16 protein-coding genes and 1 pseudogene are annotated in these 16,905 nt (G+C 75.1%); 8 read left to right on the top strand and 9 right to left on the bottom strand.

What is annotated here, in order from left to right; translation table 11 throughout:
* Window positions 1-178: 178 nt before the first annotated feature.
* Window positions 179-1,093, top strand: a complete 915-nt coding sequence (locus tag GCE86_RS02420; protein WP_154225388.1) for a DNA-3-methyladenine glycosylase family protein — start codon at window positions 179-181, stop codon at window positions 1,091-1,093.
* Here the strand turns inward: GCE86_RS02420 and GCE86_RS02415 are convergent.
* The gene (locus GCE86_RS02415; protein WP_154225387.1) at window positions 1,087-1,587 is read right to left on the bottom strand and encodes a DUF1990 family protein; all 501 of its coding nucleotides are present in this window, start codon (window positions 1,585-1,587) and stop codon (window positions 1,087-1,089) included. The genes GCE86_RS02420 and GCE86_RS02415 overlap by 7 nt on opposite strands.
* 93 nt (window positions 1,588-1,680) lie before the next feature.
* Here GCE86_RS02415 and GCE86_RS02410 point away from each other — a divergent pair.
* A pseudogene (locus GCE86_RS02410) lies at window positions 1,681-2,151 on the top strand (GNAT family N-acetyltransferase); the annotation flags it as partial.
* A gap of 11 nt (window positions 2,152-2,162) precedes the next feature.
* Here the strand turns inward: GCE86_RS02410 and GCE86_RS32460 are convergent.
* Window positions 2,163-2,375: a hypothetical protein gene (locus tag GCE86_RS32460; RefSeq protein WP_154225385.1), complete on the bottom strand. Its 213-nt coding sequence runs from the start codon at window positions 2,373-2,375 to the stop codon at window positions 2,163-2,165.
* Window positions 2,376-2,511: 136 nt separating this feature from the next.
* On the opposite strand from GCE86_RS32460, the gene GCE86_RS02400 reads away from it, so the two are divergent.
* Window positions 2,512-3,624 carry an ATP-dependent DNA ligase gene (locus GCE86_RS02400; protein ID WP_154225384.1) on the top strand — a complete coding sequence of 371 codons (1,113 nt, stop codon included), beginning with the start codon at window positions 2,512-2,514 and terminating at the stop codon, window positions 3,622-3,624.
* Between the two features lie 34 nt (window positions 3,625-3,658).
* On the top strand, window positions 3,659-5,245 hold the full coding sequence (locus tag GCE86_RS02395) for an alpha/beta hydrolase (RefSeq protein ID WP_244317149.1): 1,587 nt from the start codon (window positions 3,659-3,661) through the stop codon (window positions 5,243-5,245).
* Here GCE86_RS02395 and GCE86_RS02390 read toward each other — a convergent pair.
* The gene (locus tag GCE86_RS02390; protein ID WP_154225382.1) at window positions 5,205-5,702 is read right to left on the bottom strand and encodes a potassium channel family protein; all 498 of its coding nucleotides are present in this window, start codon (window positions 5,700-5,702) and stop codon (window positions 5,205-5,207) included. The genes GCE86_RS02395 and GCE86_RS02390 overlap by 41 nt on opposite strands.
* Window positions 5,703-5,765: 63 nt before the next feature.
* Here GCE86_RS02390 and GCE86_RS02385 point away from each other — a divergent pair, with 63 nt between their 5' ends.
* On the top strand, window positions 5,766-6,218 hold the full coding sequence (locus tag GCE86_RS02385) for a GNAT family N-acetyltransferase (RefSeq protein WP_154225381.1): 453 nt from the start codon (window positions 5,766-5,768) through the stop codon (window positions 6,216-6,218).
* Window positions 6,219-6,427: 209 nt separating this feature from the next.
* Entirely contained in the window at window positions 6,428-7,009 is a 582-nt protein-coding gene (locus GCE86_RS02380) for a hypothetical protein (RefSeq protein ID WP_154225380.1), read from the top strand.
* Here GCE86_RS02380 and GCE86_RS02375 read toward each other — a convergent pair.
* The 5 genes from GCE86_RS02375 to ligD form a co-directional block, all read right to left on the bottom strand.
* The gene (locus GCE86_RS02375; protein ID WP_154225379.1) at window positions 6,951-7,667 is read right to left on the bottom strand and encodes an ABC transporter ATP-binding protein; all 717 of its coding nucleotides are present in this window, start codon (window positions 7,665-7,667) and stop codon (window positions 6,951-6,953) included. The genes GCE86_RS02380 and GCE86_RS02375 overlap by 59 nt on opposite strands.
* Complete coding sequence (locus GCE86_RS02370; RefSeq protein ID WP_154225378.1) at window positions 7,664-8,656, bottom strand: ABC transporter ATP-binding protein; 993 nt, start codon at window positions 8,654-8,656, stop codon at window positions 7,664-7,666. Before GCE86_RS02370 ends, GCE86_RS02375 begins: the two co-directional genes overlap by 4 nt.
* Complete coding sequence (locus tag GCE86_RS02365) at window positions 8,656-11,367, bottom strand: FtsX-like permease family protein (RefSeq protein WP_154225377.1); 2,712 nt, start codon at window positions 11,365-11,367, stop codon at window positions 8,656-8,658. Before GCE86_RS02365 ends, GCE86_RS02370 begins: the two co-directional genes overlap by 1 nt.
* Before the next feature lie 43 nt (window positions 11,368-11,410).
* Window positions 11,411-14,584 (bottom strand): ABC transporter permease, encoded by a 3,174-nt coding sequence (locus GCE86_RS02360; protein WP_154225376.1) that lies wholly within the window; start codon window positions 14,582-14,584, stop codon window positions 11,411-11,413.
* A 105-nt stretch (window positions 14,585-14,689) separates the two neighbouring features.
* Window positions 14,690-15,718 (bottom strand): non-homologous end-joining DNA ligase, encoded by a 1,029-nt coding sequence (ligD, locus tag GCE86_RS02355; protein WP_154225375.1) that lies wholly within the window; start codon window positions 15,716-15,718, stop codon window positions 14,690-14,692.
* A 47-nt stretch (window positions 15,719-15,765) separates the two neighbouring features.
* On the opposite strand from ligD, the gene msrB reads away from it, so the two are divergent.
* The gene (gene msrB, locus GCE86_RS02350; protein ID WP_154225374.1) at window positions 15,766-16,173 is read left to right on the top strand and encodes a peptide-methionine (R)-S-oxide reductase MsrB; all 408 of its coding nucleotides are present in this window, start codon (window positions 15,766-15,768) and stop codon (window positions 16,171-16,173) included.
* 21 nt (window positions 16,174-16,194) lie between these two features.
* Here the strand turns inward: msrB and GCE86_RS02345 are convergent, their stop codons facing one another.
* Window positions 16,195-16,470 (bottom strand): isoamylase early set domain-containing protein, encoded by a 276-nt coding sequence (locus GCE86_RS02345; protein ID WP_148427919.1) that lies wholly within the window; start codon window positions 16,468-16,470, stop codon window positions 16,195-16,197.
* Window positions 16,471-16,626: 156 nt separating this feature from the next.
* On the opposite strand from GCE86_RS02345, the gene GCE86_RS02340 reads away from it, so the two are divergent.
* A complete protein-coding gene (locus GCE86_RS02340; protein ID WP_091269340.1) occupies window positions 16,627-16,887 on the top strand; it encodes a Prokaryotic metallothionein in 261 nt (86 codons plus the stop codon).
* The last annotated feature ends 18 nt before the right edge of the window (window positions 16,888-16,905 follow it).

Below are 16,905 nucleotides of genomic sequence, written 5' to 3'. Positions count from 1 at the left end.
CGAGCCGAAATGCGGCATTTGGTCGTCTCGCGGACGGTTCACATTAGCCAAGTACGCCGTTACGGATGACGAGCGGCTACCGGATCGGCTGATATGCCATCCGACCCGTCCGCGTCCGTCCGGTCGCTCCGCGCCACGCCGCGACGGTTCCCCGCCGTACACCTGGCAGAGTGGCGGGGTGACCTCCCCCGCCGCCCGCCGCACGCTGCGCCCGCCGGCCGGCTACCGGCTGGCCGCCTCGGTCCGCGCCCTCACCTTCAGCCCGTACGACCCGTGCGCCCGGATCGCCGCCGGCAGCTTCTGGTGGGCGGCCCGCACCCCGGCCGGCCCGGCCACCCTCGCGTTGCGCCCCGACGCGGGTGAACTGGCCGCCGAGGGCTACGGCCCCGGGGCGGACTGGGTGGTCGAGCGGGCCGACGCGGTGGCCGGGCTCCGCGACGACCTGAGCGGGTTCGCCGCGCTGGCCGGCGCGCACCCCCTGGTCGCCCGGCTGGCACGGGAGCACCACGGGTTGCGGATGCCCGCCACCGGCCACGTCTTTCCCCGCCTGCTGCGTGCCGTCTTCGAACAGAAGGTCACCGGCAAGGAGGCGTACCGGGCGTACGCGGCGACCGTGCGGCACTTCCGGGAGCCGGCGCCGGGGCCGCTGCAACCCCTGCTGCTGCCGCCCGAGGCCGCCGCCGTGGCGGCCACGCCGTACTGGGTCTTCCACCCGTTCGGCGTGGAGCAGCGGCGGGCCGACACGCTGCGCCGCGCGGCCGCCGTCGCGGACCGGCTGGAACGCTGCGCCGACGCCGCCGAGGCCACCCGCCGGCTCACCGCGATCGCCGGCATCGGCCCGTGGACCGCCGCCGAGGTGGTCCGCGTCGCCTACGGGGACCCGGACGCGGTGAGCGTCGGCGACTACCACATCCCGAACACGGTGGCCTGGGCGCTGGCCGGGGAACCGCGTGGCGACGACGCCCGGATGCTGGCCCTGCTGGAGCCGTTCCGGGGTCACCGGGGGCGGGTCTGCGTGCTGCTGGAGGCCGCCGGCATCCAGGCCCCGAAGTACGGGCCGCGCGCCCCGATCCGCTCCTTCGCCGGCTACTGACCCCCGCAGAGCCGGCGCACGGTCCGCCCCAGCCACCAGGCGTACCCCCGCTGCACGGCCCGGGCGGCCGGCCCGGCGGCGCGCACGTACCAGCGGGCCGGACGGCTGAACGCGCTCACCTCGAACCAGACCCGGCCGGCGGTCCGGGTGACCAGGAACGCCTCCTCGCCGACCTCCGGATGCCCGGGCAGCGTGCCGTAGCCGAACCCGGCCCGGTCCGGCTCGTCCACCGTCCAGACCACCTCGGTGGGGCCCCAGATCCGCAGCGGGCCGACGCCGAGCCCGGGGGTGACCCGCACGCCGGGGGCGGCGCGGGGCGCGTCCGTGCGCATGACCACGCCGGCGGCCCGGTGCAGCCGCCAGCCGAGCACCGCGTCGGCCGCGGCAGCGAAGGCTCCGTCCGGCAGCCGGACCCGGTGGCGCAGGTGGTGGTAGCCGGCCGGCAGGCGCCCGTCGCGGGTGGCCCCCACCTCCGGGTACGTCAGCTCGGGCACGTCGGTCTCCTCCTCGCGCGGACACCGCCAGGGTACGGGCGGCCCGGGTGGCCCGACCGGGCCCGGTCCGGCGGGCTGTGGTGAGGTTGCCGGGTGACCGATCAGCTGACCGTCGCCCCGGCCGGTGTCGCGGACGCCGGCGAGATCCTCACCGTGCAGCGCGCCGCGTACCTGGTGGAGGCGCAGCGCTACCGGGACGTGTTCCTGCCCCCGCTCACCGAGACCCTGGACGAGGTCCGCGCCGCTCTGGCCGGCCCGACCGTGGTGCTGGCCGCCCGGCTCGGGTCCCGTCTCGTCGGCTCGGTGCGCGCCCGCATCGACGGCGACACCGCCCACGTGGGCCGGCTGTCGGTCGCGCCCGACCAGCAGGGACGCGGCATCGGTGGCCGGCTGCTGACCGCCGTGGAAGCGGCCTGCGCCGGCCGGGTGGCCCGGTTCGCCCTGTTCACCGGCGCGGAGAGCGTCGAGAATCTGGGCCTGTACGCCCGGCGCGGCTACCGGGTCGTGACGCACCGGCCGGACGAGAACGGCAACCGCCTGGCGGTGCTGGAGAAGGTGGTGCCGGGCGATCCCGGTCAGGCCGCCTCGCACAGATCGGCCAGGCCGACCGGTGCGTACCGGCCGAGCAGCACCTCCAGCTCGGCCACCGAGGCCACCTCGCCCACGACGTTCGCGCCGCCGCCGTGCTCGGCTGGGTAGCGGTGCACGAGCCGGTAGCGGTAGCGGCCGCGGATCAGTTCCACGCTGACCCGCCAGCGCCCGCAGCATCGGCAGCTCCACTCCGGCACGCCGCGAACCTAGCGCTGACCTGCGCTTTCACCATCCGGTCGCGGGGGACGAACGGGCCTGGGACCGGACACGCCGCCGCGGCGCCGCCAGTGATCTGCCTCACGACCGTCGGTGGGGTCTGATTGACTGGTCGCCGTGGACCTGCCGATCAATCCGCCGGTCGAGCCGATGCTGGCCAAGAGCGTGCCCCAACTCCCCACCCACCCCGGCCTGACCTACGAGCCCAAGTGGGACGGTTTCCGCTGCATCATCTTCCGCGACGGCGACGAGGTCGAGCTGGCCAGCCGCGGCGGCAAGACGATGACCCGCTACTTCCCCGAGGTCGTGGAGCAGGCGCGCCGCCAGCTGCCGGAGCGCTGTGCGGTCGACGGCGAGCTCATCGTGATCCGCCGGGACGGCCCCGACGGCCAGCCGCGGCTCGACTTCGAGCTGCTGGCCCAGCGGATCCACCCGGCCGCCTCCCGGGTGAAGCTGCTCGCCGAGACCACCCCGGCCGACTTCGTCGCCTTCGACCTGCTCGCCCTCGACGACGAGCTGCTCACCGACCGGCCCTATCCGGAGCGGCGGGGCCGCCTGGAGAAGGCACTGGCCAAGGTCCGGCCACCGGTGCACGTCACCCAGGTGACCACCGACCCGGAGACGGCCCGGCGCTGGTTCGACGTGTTCGAGGGAGCCGGGCTGGACGGGCTCATCGTCAAGCCGGCCGACCTGCCCTACGAGCCGGGCAAGCGGCTCATGTTCAAGGTCAAGCACGCGCGCACCGCCGACGCCGTGGTGGCGGGCTTCCGCTGGCACAAGTCCGGCCCGGTGGTCGGCTCGTTGCTGCTCGGCCTCTACGACGACGCCGGGGTCCTGCACCACATCGGGGTCAGCTCCTCGTTCACCGCGGCCCGGCGCAAGGAGCTGCTGGACGAGCTGGAGCCCTACCGCGAGGTCGGCGGCGACCACCCGTGGGTGCACGGCGACCACGAGCGGGGGCAGCGCATCCCGGGCGGGGTGAGCCGGTGGACCGGCGGCAAGAACCTGGAGTGGGAGCCGCTGCGCCCGGAGCTCGTGGTCGAGGTGGGCTACGACGCCATGGAGGGCGACCGGCTGCGGCACACCGCCCAGTTCGTGCGCTGGCGTCCCGACCGCGACCCGCGCTCCTGCACCTACGACCAGTTGGAGCGCCCCATCCGCTACGACGTCGACCAGGTGCTCCGCGGCGACCCGGCGGCGACCGTCGGCGAGGGGCCGGGCCGGGCGTAGCCTGGCGGTCCACACGATCATGGAGGGCTCCCACGTGACCCGCTTCTCCGACCGGATCCGCCGCCGGCCCGTGCTGGCCGGGTTCCTCGCGGCGCTGGTGCTCACCGCCGGCTGCACGCTGCCGGCGTTCGCCCCGAAGGCCGAGAGCGAGGGCGCAGCGGCCGCTCCGGGCACCGCGCCGACCTGGCGGGCGTGCCCCGAGGTGCCGGACGAGCTGGTCGGGCGGGGCGCGACGGGCATGCGCTACGAGTGCGCCCGGATCGCCGTACCCCGCAACTGGGGCACCGGGGCGGCGGCCGGCGCGACCGCCGGGCCGGGCGCCGGGGAGACCTTCGAGATCGCACTGATCCGGATCCGGTCGGTCAAGCAGCGCGACCGGATCGGGTCGCTGGTGGTCAACCCCGGCGGTCCCGGCGCGTCCGGCGTGGACACCGCGGTCTACCTGTCCTTCGGGCCGGGGTTCGGCGGGCTGCCGACCGAGGTGACCGACCGGTTCGACATCGTCGGTTTCGACCCGCGCGGGGTGAGCCGGTCCAGCCCGGTGAAGTGCATCTCCGACGCCGAGCTCGACGCCAGCTTCGGCTACGACCCCGACCCGGAGAGCCAGGCGTCCTTCGACGGCTTCGTCGACCTCAACCGGCGGATCGGCCAGCAGTGCGGCACCAGGTACGGCGACCAGCTCCCGCTCTACGGCACCGAGCAGGCCGCCCGGGACATGGACGCGGTGCGCGCGGCCGTCGGCGACGAGAAGCTCACCTACCTCGGCTACTCCTACGGCACCCTGCTCGGCGCCACGTACGCCCAGCTCTACCCCCAGCGGGTACGGGCGCTGGTGCTCGACGGGGCGGTGGACCCGCGGCAGCGGCTCCTGGCCGGCTCGGAGAGCCAGGCGAAGGGCTTCGAGCGGGCGTTCGACAACTTCGCCCGCTGGTGCACGGCGAATGCCGGCCGCTGCCCGATCGCGCCGGACGCCCGGGCCGCGGTGACCACCGCCATCGACAAGGCGCGGGTGTCGCCGGTGCGCGGCCGGGACGGCCGGGAGGCCACCGCCGGCTGGGTGTTCTACGCGGTCATCTCCTCCCTCTACACCGAGCAGGGCTGGCAGGAGCTGGCCCGGTCCATCGACGCGTTGCAGGGCGGCGACCCGACCGGCGTGTTCAAGCTCGCCGACGCGTACGCCGAGCGCGGGGACGACGGGCACTACTCCAACATGTTCGACGCGAACATGGCGGTGAACTGCACCGACGAGACCGAGAAGCCGACCCGGGAGCAGATCCGCTCGGTCCAGTCGCAGTGGCGCCAGAAATACCCGCTGTTCGGCCCGGCGCTGGCGGTCGGCATGCTCGGCTGCGTGGAGTGGCCCGGCGGGCGGGACGCGTACCCAACCGGGAAGGCGGCCGGCGCCCCGCCGATCCTGGTGGTCGGCACCACGGGCGACCCGGCCACGCCCTACGAGCAGACCCCCGCGCTGGCCTCGATGCTGGGCGTGGGCCGGGTGCTCACCTGGGAGGGCGAGGGGCACACGGCCTACCCGCAGACCGCCTGCGTGACGCGGGCCGTCGACGCCTACCTGCTCTCGCTCACCGTGCCCCGGGAGGGGCTGCGCTGCCCCGCCCGGTGACGGTGCGCGGCCGGCCGGCCCGCTCGGGGCGCGGCGGCTCGGGCAGCTCGATACCCTGCCGGGCGGCCAGCTCCTCCACCAGCGCCCGCAGCCGCCGCACGTCCGCCTTCAGCTCCTCCTGCTCGGCGTGCTCGAAGGCGTCGTCGTCGACGATCAACCGGCTGGCGAAGTGCGCGGTGATCAGCGGGATGACCAGCAGCACCATGGTGGAGATGAGCAGCGCGGCGAGGAACCGGCCGGCGAAGGAGGTCGGGGAGATGTCGCCGTAGCCGACCGTGGAGGCGGTGACCACCGCCCACCAGACCGAGTCCGCGGCGTTCTTGTGCTCGGCCTGGCTGTAGAGCACGCCGGCCACCACGATCATGAGCAGGTACGAGACGATCAGCGTGCGCGGCGAGTTGGCGAACCAGACCAGCCCCCGGTAGATCCAGCGGAACGGCAGCAGCAGGGCGTCCATGGCGCACATGCTGCCCGGTGCCGGCAACCGCATCGTCGGGCGTGACTGTGCGAGGCTGCCGGCGTGAGCGATCTGACCTTCCGGGAGGCCGTCCGGGCCGACCTGCCCGCCGTCATCGCCCTGCTCGCCGACGACGTGCTGGGCAAGGCACGCGACTTCACCGAGGTCGACGAGGCGTACGAGCGGGCGTTCGCGGCCATCGACGCCGACCCGCGCAACCACCTGGTCGTCGCGGAGACCGGCGGCGAGCTGGTCGGCTGCCTCCAGATCACGTACATCCCGGGGCTGGGCCGGCACGGCGCCGAGCGGTCGCTGATCGAGTCGGTCCGGGTCCGCTCCGACCTGCGTGGCCGGGGCCTGGGCCGGGAGCTCATGACCTGGGCGATCGACCGGGCCCGGGAGCGGGGCTGCGCGCTGGTGCAGCTCACCACCGACAAGAGCCGCGCCGACGCGCACCGCTTCTACGTCGGCCTCGGCTTCGTGGCCAGCCACGAGGGCATGAAGCTGGCCCTCTGACGGGCTGGCCTGGCGGCGGATCGCGCTGCCCTGGGCCCTGGTCTGTGCGGGCTGCTGGCCCTGCTCGGCTGTCTGCTCCTCCCGCCGAGGGGAGCCCTGCCGGACGATCCCTCCCCGGATCGGGGGAGCTGACTCCCCGGTCGCGGGGAGGTGGCTCGCCGGACGGGCCGCGAGGCTGGAAGCCGGTTTCCGAGCCCCGGGGAGGTCCCATGACCAGCGACACCGCGTCCCGCACCGTCCACGCCGGCGCCCGCCGTCCCGCGCCCGCCTGGGCGGTCCGCGTCGCCCACCTGATCCCGCTGGCCGTGCTGCCGTCCGGGCTGTGGCGGATCGCGCTGGTCGCCGGCCTGCCGATCGGCGCGTCGGCGTACGGCGCCCCGGTCGATCCCGGGCTCGGCGAGAGCGTCTACATCGTCTCGCTGAGCCTCGTCTCCGAGGGCCTGGCGCTGCTCGCGCTCGGCCTGGTCCGCCCGTGGGGCGAGGTGTTCCCGGGCTGGCTACCGCTGGTCGGCGGCCGGCGGGTGCCGCCGCGGTTCGCGGTCACCACCGCCATCACGGGCGCCGCCGCACTGACCCTGATCTGGGGATACGCCGCCTGGGGCGTAACCGCCAACGGCAACGACCTCGGTTTCACAAGGCCCGGCTTCACCCTCCTTCTGGCCTGCTACGCCCCCCTCCTCCTGTGGGGCCCCCTCCTGCTGACCCTGGCGCTGTCCTACCACCGCCGCCGGGTCAGTCGGGGAGGAGGCGGCCGTCGCGGAGGGTCAGGGTGCGGTCGGCCATGTCGATGAGGGCCGGGTCGTGGGTGGCGACCAGCGCGGTCATGCCGCGGGCGTGCACCACGGCCCGCAGCAGGTCCATGATGGACCGCCCGGTCTCCGAGTCGAGCTGGCCGGTCGGCTCGTCGGCGATGAGCAGGTCCGGCTCGTTGGCCAGCGCCCGGGCCACCGCCACGCGCTGCTGCTGGCCGCCGGACAGCTCGTACGGGCGCTGTGCGGCGTGCCCGCCCAGCCCGACCAGCTCCAGCAGCACGGCCACCCGCTGCTCCCGCTCGGCGGCCGGCACCTTGGCCAGGCGCAGCGGCACCCCGACGTTCTCCGCCGCCGACAGGATCGGCACCAGGCCGAAGGTCTGGAAGATGAACCCGACCGTGCCGCGGCGGAGCGCCAGCAACTCCCGCTCGCTGGCGGTCGTGACGTCGTGCCCGGCCACCCGCACCCGCCCGCTGTCCGGCCGGTCCAGCCCGCCGACCAGGTTCAGCAGGGTCGTCTTGCCGGCGCCGGAGCGGCCCCGGACCGCGACCAGCTCGCCCCGGCGGGCCGCGAAGGAGACGTCCCGCACGGCGTGGACGGCATGCTCGCCCCGGCCGAAGGTGCGGCTCACCCCCTCGACCCGCACCACCTCGTCCACGGCGACGCGGTCCGGCGGCACGGTCAGCTGCTCGGTCATCGCTCATTCTCCTCGCCGTGCGCCCGGTCGCCCGGCCGCACCTCGACGTGGTCGGGTTCCAGGTTCAGCCGGACCCGGTCGCGCATGGACAGGGCGTCCACGAAGGACGCCGGCAGCTGCATCCGGCCGGACCGGTCGAGCACCGCGTACTCCTCGCTGACCAGCTCGGTGCTGCCGTCGGCGGTGACCCGGGCCGTGCGGTGGACCTCGGAGGCGGTCCGGCCGTCCCGGATCGAGACGGTCCGGCGGACCTGGCGGGCCACGGCGTGGTCGTGGGTGACCACCACGATGGTGACGCCCAGCTCGGCGTTGATGGTGCGCAGCGCGGCGAAGACCTCGGCGCCGGTGGCCTCGTCGAGCTCGCCGGTCGGCTCGTCGGCGAAGAGCACCTCCGGATCGTTGGCCACCGACACCGCCACCGCGCAGCGCTGCTGCTCGCCCCCGCTCATCTGGCCGGGGCGGCGGTCCGCGCAGTAGCCCACCCCGACCAGGTCGAGCAACTGGCGGGCCCGTTCCCGTCGGTCGCGCCCGGAACGGCCGCCGGCCAGCTTCATGGGCAGCTCGACGTTCTCCAGCGCGGTGAGGTACGGCAGCAGGTTCCGGCCGGTCTGCTGCCAGACGAAGCCGACCACCTGGCGGCGGTAGGCGAGGCGGCGCCGGTTCGACAGGGCGAGCAGGTCGTACTCGGCGACCCGGGCGATGCCGGCGGTCGGGGTGTCCAGCCCGGAGAGGATGTTGAGCAGGGTGGACTTGCCGGAGCCGGAAGCGCCGACGATCGCGACCAGATCTCCCCGGTCGATGACCAGGTCCAGGCCCTGGAGGGCGAACACCTCCACCCCCTCGGTCTTGAAGATGCGCACCAGGCCGTCGCAGACGATGTGCCCGCGCAACCGGTCCTGGCCGCCGGCCCGCTCGGCCGCACGCTCAGCGGCCTGCCGCTGGAGCGCGGCCAGATCCGGCACGACGGAGGTGCCTGCGGTAGCGGTCATCAGCTCTCCTCTCCGAGCCGGAGCACCTCACCGAGGCGCATCCGGCGGTTGTTCAGGGCTTCGACGGCGATCGCGAAGCCGAGGGCGACCGCCCCGAGCGCGATGACCCCGGCGACCAGGCGCGGCTCGAACGCCACGCGGACGGGAGCACCGCCGGTGAAGGCGGACAGGCCGAGCACGGGCGTGAGCAGGAGCGGCAGCAGCGCGCCGACCACCGCGCCGGTGACCACCGCCACCGCGACCAGTGGACCCAGCTCGACGAGCAGGAGGCCGCGCCACTGGCCGCGGGACAGGCCGAGGGTCCGCAGCCGGGACAGCACCTGGCCACGCGCGCGAGCCCCGGCCAGCACCACGAACCCGATGGCCAGCAGGCCCAGCACCGTCCCCGCGACGGCACCGGCGACGAAGCCGAAGCCGAGCACGCCGTTCATGCTGCCCTCGCCCACCTGCTGCCGGACGTCGGCCCAGGTGAGCACCTCGACCTCGCGCGGCGGCTCACGCCCGACCAGCCCCGCGTCCTGCTGGAAGCGGCGCTGGCCCTCGTTGCCGACCCGGCGCAGCTCCGACACGTCGAGGTGGTCGCCCGCCACGAGGAACCCGGTCGGCACGGCGCCGGTCGACCGGCGGGGCAACCCCTGCCACGGCAGCACGACGAACCGGGTGGTGTCGGCCCGGAGCAGCGGGAAGGTCTCCGCCTGGCCGGCCACCCGGAACTCGTACCGCTGGTTCTGCACCCCGACGAAGGCGGAACCGTCGCGGCCCGCGGCGGCCAGATCCGCGGCGACGGCCGGGGAGACCACTGCCGGCAGCGGTCCCGCGGCGGCCGGGGCCACCAGCGCCTGGGGCAGCGTCACGCGTACGCCGCTGTCCCGGACCAGCCCCGCGAGGGCGGGACCGTCCACCAGCAGCACGGTGACGTCGCCGGTACGCAGGTCGGTGCCGCGCTCGTCCGTGGCCAGCCGCTGGCCCGACTCCTGCAGCACGGGAGTGGCCCGCCGCACGCCGGGCAGGCGGGCCAGTTCGGCCCCGGTCTCCGGCGCGAGCCGCTGGCCCTGGATCAGCGCGTCGGCCGGCACGCGCCGGCCGGCCACCTCGTCCCGGCTCACCGCCACCCCGGCGGTGACCACGGCGCAGAAAGCCGCCGTGGCGACCGCCAGCACCACGACCACGAGCGGCGTGGTGACGACGGCGCGGGCGGCCCGGGCCGAGCCGAGGAAGGCGACACTGCCCCGGGTGCGGGCGGCGAGCCGGCCGAGCAGCCGCAGCGGCCACGGGTAGAGCCGGACCGCCAGCACCGCCGCGGCGGCCGCGAGCAGCACCGGGACCGAGACCAGCAGCGGGTCCACCACGCCCGGGACCAGGCCGCGGCGGCGCAGCAGCAGCACCGCGACCGCGGCGAGCAGCAGCACCGCGGCCTCCACGGTGATGCGCCGGGTCGACGGCCGGAGCCGCACCAGGTCGCGCCGACCGGCGACGCCGGTCGGCGCGGCGAGCGCGGCCACCGGCAGCGCCAGGACGATCAGTGCCGTGGCCACCACGGCGGCGGGCAGGGAGTCGGCCGCCGGGCCCGGGGCCAGGTTGCCGAGCGCCCAGCCGACAGCCGCGGCGGGCAGCAGCACCAGCATCGACTCGGCCAGGCTGCGGGCTGCCACCGAGCCGGCCGTGCCGCCCCGGGCCCGCAGCAGGGTGAACTCGGTCCGTCGCCGGCGCACGGTCAGCCCGGCCGCCAGAATCACCAGGCCGGCCAGGGCGGCCAGCACGCCGGCGGCGATGACCGCGAGGACGGTACGGACGGCGGCCACCTGGCCCTGGAACTCGCGCAGCGGGATGTCGAGCCCCTGGGTGAAGACCCGGCCCTCCGCCCGGCGGCTCATCCGCTGGAGGTCGCCGATGAGCTGGTCCACGTCCGCGGCGTGGATGCCGCTGGCACCCATCCGGTACCGCCAGGTGAACCGCAGGCCCCACCCGTCGGCGGAGAGCCGGTCCAGCGCGGCGCCGTCGGCGACCCCGAGGGCGACGAACGGCTGGGCGTCCCCGGGCGGTTCGACCACGTGCAGGACCTGCGGCAGCCCCTGCCAGATGCCATCCGCGCGGTCACGCGGCTCGAACACGCCCACCACGACGATCCGAACGGGATCCGGGGCGCCTTCGGGCGACGCCGACGCGGGCCCGGCGAGGGTGAGCCGGCTACCGACCCGCAGGTTCAGCTTGCGCGCCACCTCGCCGGCCAGCGCGACCTGCACCGGCTGGCCGGGCGGCGCCGCCGGGTCCGGCCAGCGCCCCTCGGTCAGGCTGCCCGCGTCAGCGATCCCGGGCAGGCTCCGCAGCCCGAGGTCGACCAGGAGGTTCTCCGCCGCCAGGTCCGGGCCGGTCAGCCGGCCGGCGTCGGTCTCCGCGGCGAACCACCGCTGGTCGACCAGCGCCCGCACGTCCGGTGGCATCTCGGCCTCCAGCCGGGGCAGGTCGGCCGCGAACGCTTCCATCAACGAGGTGCCGTTGCCGGCGTTGAAGATCGACTCGGTCCCGTACGTCACGTCCCGCGCCGCGGCCGGCTGGCCGGCCAGGAAGGTCCGCAGGCCCTCCTCGGCGCGCCCGTTCACCAACCGGGGTACGCCGCCGATCAGTGCCAGTACGACCATCGCCAGCGCGGCGAGCAGCAGGAACTGTCCGCCGTACGCCCGAACCCGGCGGGCTACCGCGCCGATGCTCATCACGCCGCCTCCCCGCCGCCGGTCGCCGCCGTGCTCCACCCGGTCACTGGTCTCCCCCGATCCGCAGCTGTGCCGCCGCCACCCGCTGGCGGATGCCGAGGGCGATGAACGCGCTGAAGGCCAGCGCCGCCAGCAAGAGGCCGAACGCGGTCACCCCGACCGGCAGCCAGGGCAAGACGAAGGCCGCCTCGGGCACCGGTCTGCTGGCCGACGGGGTGAGGACGACCAGCGGCGCCATCGTCACGCCGACCACCGCGCCCAGCAGCAGCCCCACCCCGACACCGATACCGGCCAGGAAGGTCTGCTCGGCGAGCAGGGCCCGGGCCAGCAGGCGGGGAGTCGCGCCGAGCGTGTGCAGAACGGCGAACTCGCCCAGCCGGTGCCGGGCCGTGGCCCACACGTCGACGAGCAGTCCGACGAGCGCCAGCAGCACCGCACCGAGGGCCGCGACGAGCAGTCCGGTGCGGGCCCCCCGCCAGTAGGGGTCGGCCGCCGCCCGCTCGGCCAGTTCCCGGCGGTCCAGCACGGTGACGCCGGCCAGTTCCCGGGCGGCCCCGTCGGCGGCCGGCTGCCCGTCGCCGTCGGTGCCCAGCCACCACTCCTGCACCGGCCGGACGGTGCCGCGGTCCCGGATCAGCCAGTCGGTCGCGGCCGGCATGTCCAGCAGCACGCCCTCCCCGGCGGTGGAGGGCACCGCGTCCACCTCACCGACCACCGTCACCGGCAGCGAGACGCCGGAGAGCGACAGGGTCACGCTCTCACCCGGATTCAGGCTCAGCGCCTCGCGTACCCGGGGGGTCATCAGCGCGGGGACGGGACGGTCGTCGCCGGTCGGCACCACCACGAACCGGGAGGAGGCCTGGAACGCGAACTGGCCGCCCGGCAGCATCACCACGGAGTTCTCGGCGACCAGCCCGGTGGGCGTGGGCTTGACGCTCAGGTTCCCGCCGGGTGTGCCGTTGGTCGCCTTCCAGTCACCGCCCAGTGCCGCCGGCCGGGCCGTCCCACCGGCGTCCACCAGGCGCAGGTCGCTCACCTCGAACCGGTACGCCGTGCCGGCCACGTCACCGCCGTCGACCTCGAAGCCGGCGAGCCGCAGCACGCCGGCGTCGGGCAGCGCCACGCGGAACGACGCCGCCCGGCCGGTGTCGTCGCCGGTGGCCACCGGCAGCCGCAGGGCGAGCCCGTCCGCACTGGTCAGCAGCAGCCACACGTCGATGCGTTGCGGGGACACGGCGTCGCGCACGAAGGTGCGGACGGTGCCGGTGACCGACCGGGTGCCGGCGGGAAGTTCGACCCCGGCCGGCGCGCTCCGCGACCGGACGAGGCGGTCGAACAGCGCCGGCACGGGCTCGTCGGTCAGCCGCTCGTCGAATCGGACCACCCCGGCGGCACGGGCCGCGTCGAGGCTCACCACGGTGGCGGGCAGATCCGCGCGACCCACCCGGATCTCGTCCCGCCAGCCGGGCAGGGCCGCCCGGACGCCCGGCAGTGCGGCGATCTCCCCCGCCCGACCGGTCGGGGCGACCCCGTTGCCCTCGGTGAGCCGCAGGTCCGCGCCGACGGTGTGGTTGGCCTGGTCGACCTGGGACCGCTCACCGGTGGCCACGAGCGACCAGGCCAGCGTGCTTCCGCCGACCGCGAGGGCGAGCAGCAGCACCGGGCCGGCGTGCGGACGGCGACCCGCCTGCCACATGCCGAGGATGGTGGCCGTCCACGGCCGGCGGTCGACGAACCGTTCGGCGAACCGCGTCGCGGGGGGCAGCAGCCGCAGCGCCACCACCGCACCGGCCAGCACTCCGAGCGTCGGTGCGGCGACCAGCAGCGGGTCCACGCCGAGCCGGCCGGCCGCGCCCGACACCGGAGAGGAGTACTGCCGCAGCTGGGTCCAGGCGAGCACCGCGAAGCCGACCAGCAGCAGGTCGATGCTGGCACGCTGCACGCTGGCGGACCGGGTGGGCCGCGACCGGGCCGCCATGTCGGCCACGTAGGTACCGGCGCCGCGCAGCGTCGGGGCGACCATCGCGACCAGGCAGCCGACGGCGGTCACGGACGCCGCCAACCAGAGCGGGGTGAGGCCGCCCTCGCCGACCGAGCCGCCGGCCTGATGCAGTGCCGCCCCGGCGGCCAGCGGGCCGAGCACGGCCGCCGGCAGCACGACCAGGGTCGCCTCCCGGGTCGCGAGGCCGGCCAACTGCCGCCGGGCGGCGCCTCGGGCGCGCAGCAGGGCGGTCTGGTTCCGTCGGTCCTCTTTCAGCAGCGCGGCCACCAGCACCAGGGCGTAACCGCCGAGGACCAGGATCAGCAGGACCGGGGTGGCCAGCGAGGATCGGCCGACCAGATCCGCCCCGGCGACTCGCCCGAGCAACCGGTCCATGGAGGTGACGACCTGGGCGGAGTCGCCGAGCCCGGCCTCGTCGGGCACCCCGGCCACCGCGGCGGGGAGCGCGTCGCGGACGTCGAGCAGCCGGCCCTGTCCGGCCACCTCGGCCAGGTCCGGCTGGACCACCCACCACGCGGAGACGGAGCCCGGAAAGGTGACCGCGAAGTCCGCGGGATCCAGCACGAACGGCCCGTACGAGGTGTCGGAGGCCGCCGCGCTGCCGGTGCCGACCCCCGGCGCCAGCCGCCAGTACGCCTCTGCCGGGTCACGGGGCCGCCAGGTGCCGACCAGCATCACCTCACCGGGCCGGTCGGTGCTCCGGTCGAGCATGGGCACCCGGTCGCCCACGGCCATGCCGAGCGCGCCGGCGACCTTCTCCGGCAGCGTCACCTGGCGCGGGCTCGATCCCGCCACCGCCCACGCCCCGGCAGTCAGCTCGGCGTGCGCCGGGAGGTCGTCGAGGGTCGCCAGGTTGGCGAAGACGGGATCCTCGCCCCGCGGCCGCGGGCCCAGGTCACCGGTGAGTTCCCGTCCGGAGCCGTAGCGGGCGCCGTAGACGGTGACCGGGGCGCCGGCGAGGCCGCGGGCGAAGCCGTCCCGGATCTTCCGGTCGCGCGCCGCCAGCTCGGCGGCGTCCTTGCCGCTGGATCCGGTGACCAGCAGGCTGCGCTCCGCCAGCGGGGCTCCGGCGAGCAGCGCCCGCTGACCGGATTCCACCGCCCGCCGGTTGTATTCGGTGAGACCGGCGATCAGAGCGATCGCGACCAGCGCCGCGGCGGTCGCGGCGAGCAGCAGACCGCGCGCACTCCTGGCCCGCCTCCATACCAGTCTCATCCGGCCCCTCCCCTGGCCCCGGCGGGCCGACGACCAGGAAGACCCTTCAGGGACTGGAAAAGGTTCGCGTGCGTTACATGATCGTTATCCGGCCGGTGGCGCCCGTCAGGAGCGCGGCCGGTCGCGGTCCTTGGACGGCTGCACCCGCTTCGGCTCGCCGGGCATCTTCGGGTATTCCGGCGGGTAGGGCATGTCGCCCTGCCCGGCGGCTGCGTCCCGCTCGGCCCACTCCAGCAGCGGCGTGATGTCCGAGGGGGCGTCGTCGATGCCGGCGTGCGGGTCGCCCCGCTCGGCGAACCGGGCCGGCACGCTGCCCAGGTGGAAGTCGTCCGGGTCGGCCTCGGTCAGCTCGTCCCAGTCGACCGGGGTGGAGACGGTGGCCCGCCCGTTGGCCCGCAGCGAGTACGCGCAGGCGATGGTGCGGTCGCGGGCCATCTGGTTGAAGTCCACGAAGACCCGGGCGCCCCGCTCCTCCTTCCACCAGGCGGTGGTGACCAGCTCGGGGCGGCGGCGTTCCAGCTCCCGGGCCAGCGCGATGGTGGCCCGGCGCACCTCGACGAACGTCCAGCGCGGCTCGATGCGCAGGTAGACGTGCACGCCCCGGCCGCCGGAGGTCTTCGGCCAGCCGGTGACCCCCAGCTCGTCGAGCAGCCCGCGCAGCTCGCCGGCCGCGGTGACCGCGTGGCTGAAGTCGGTGCCCGGCTGCGGGTCCAGGTCGATGCGCAGCTCGTCGGGGCGGTCGACGTCGGCGGCGCGCACCGGCCACGGGTGGAACACCACGGTGCCCATCTGTGCGGCCCAGGCCACGTGGGCCAGGTCGGCCGGGCACAGCTCGGCGGCCTTCCGGCCGCTGGGGAAGCTGATCTCCGCGGTCGCCACCCACGGCGGGACGCCCCGGGCCGGCACCCGCTTCTGGAAGAACGCCTCCCCCTCGATGCCCTCGGGGAAGCGTTGCAGGGTGGTGGGCCGGTCGCGCAGGGCCCGCATGATCCCCTCGCCGACCGACAGGTAGTAGTGGAAGACGTCCGCCTTGGTGAAGCCGCGCTGTGGGAAGATCACCCGGTCGGGGCTGCTCAGCCGTACGGTGTGCCCGGCGACCTCGATCTCCTCGACGGCGGCCTTGCTGCCAGCCATTGGGCGACCCTATGCGATGCCACCGACGGCCGACGTACCGTTGTCCGGTGAGTCTTTCCGACAATGAACTGCCCCGCACCGAGGACGAGTGGCGGGTCCGGCTGAGCCCGGAGGAGTTCCGGGTGCTCCGCGAGGCCGGCACCGAGCGCCCCTGGACCGGCGAGTACGTCGACACCAAGACCCCCGGCGTCTACCACTGCCGGGCCTGCGGGGCCGAGCTGTTCCGCAGCGAGGACAAGTTCGACTCGCACTGCGGGTGGCCGAGCTTCGACGACGCCATCCCGGGTGCGGTCAAGGAGATCCCCGACAACACGCTCGGCATGCGGCGGGTCGAGATCCGCTGCGCCCGCTGCGACAGCCACCTGGGGCACGTCTTCGAGGGTGAGGGCTTCACCCCGAAGGACACCCGGCACTGCGTGAACTCGATCTCGGTCCGGCTGGAGCCGAAGGCCTGACGGCACGCGGCCGCCGGCCGGTCACAGCAGCAGGCGGCTGCCCTGCTCGTCGACCGCGTCGGCGGCCTCGTCGTCCAGCCACACGCCGCCGGTGGCCAGGTAGCGGAAGCGGTACTCTCCCGGGCCGAGCCGCACGGTCACCGTGCGGGTGCCGTCGCGGCGGGCCACCAGTTCGTGCCGGCCGGGCTGCCAGTCGTTGAAGCAGCCGACCACGCTGACCGTGCCGGGCGGGGTGTCCCGGGGCAGGCAGAAGGTGACCCGGGTCTGGTTGCCGAAGAGCTTGTTGCGCTTGATCAAGGGGTTCCTCCGAGGTTCGAGGCGGTCACCGGGTCTAACGCGCGACACGCCGGGGGCGACTCGCCGTCGAGCCGGATCAGGTTCGCCGGTTTCGGTTGCCGGGGTGTGTCCGCTGACCGACCCTGGGATGACGGGTCCGTTTTCGGGGGGTTTCGTATGGCTACCTGTGAGGTCTGCGGCAACGACTACTGGATGGCGTTCGAGGTGCGCACGGTCAACGGGGCCACGCACACCTTCGACTCCTTCGAGTGCGCCATCCAGAAGATGGCGCCGATCTGCGAGCACTGCCAGACGAAGATCGTCGGGCACGGGGTCGAGGTCTCCGGCCGCTTCTTCTGCTGCGCCCACTGCGCCCGCGCGGTCGAGGGCTCCCAGGGCGCCGAGGTCCGCGACGCGGTCGGGGCCCGCCCCGCCTGAGCCCCGCCGGAGCGGGCC

The organism is Micromonospora terminaliae (assembly GCF_009671205.1).
In the GTDB taxonomy this organism is placed as follows: Bacteria; Actinomycetota; Actinomycetes; order Mycobacteriales; family Micromonosporaceae; genus Micromonospora; species Micromonospora terminaliae.
Note: the sequence above shows the minus strand (reverse complement) of the source record. Positions and strands in the feature narration are given on the sequence as shown.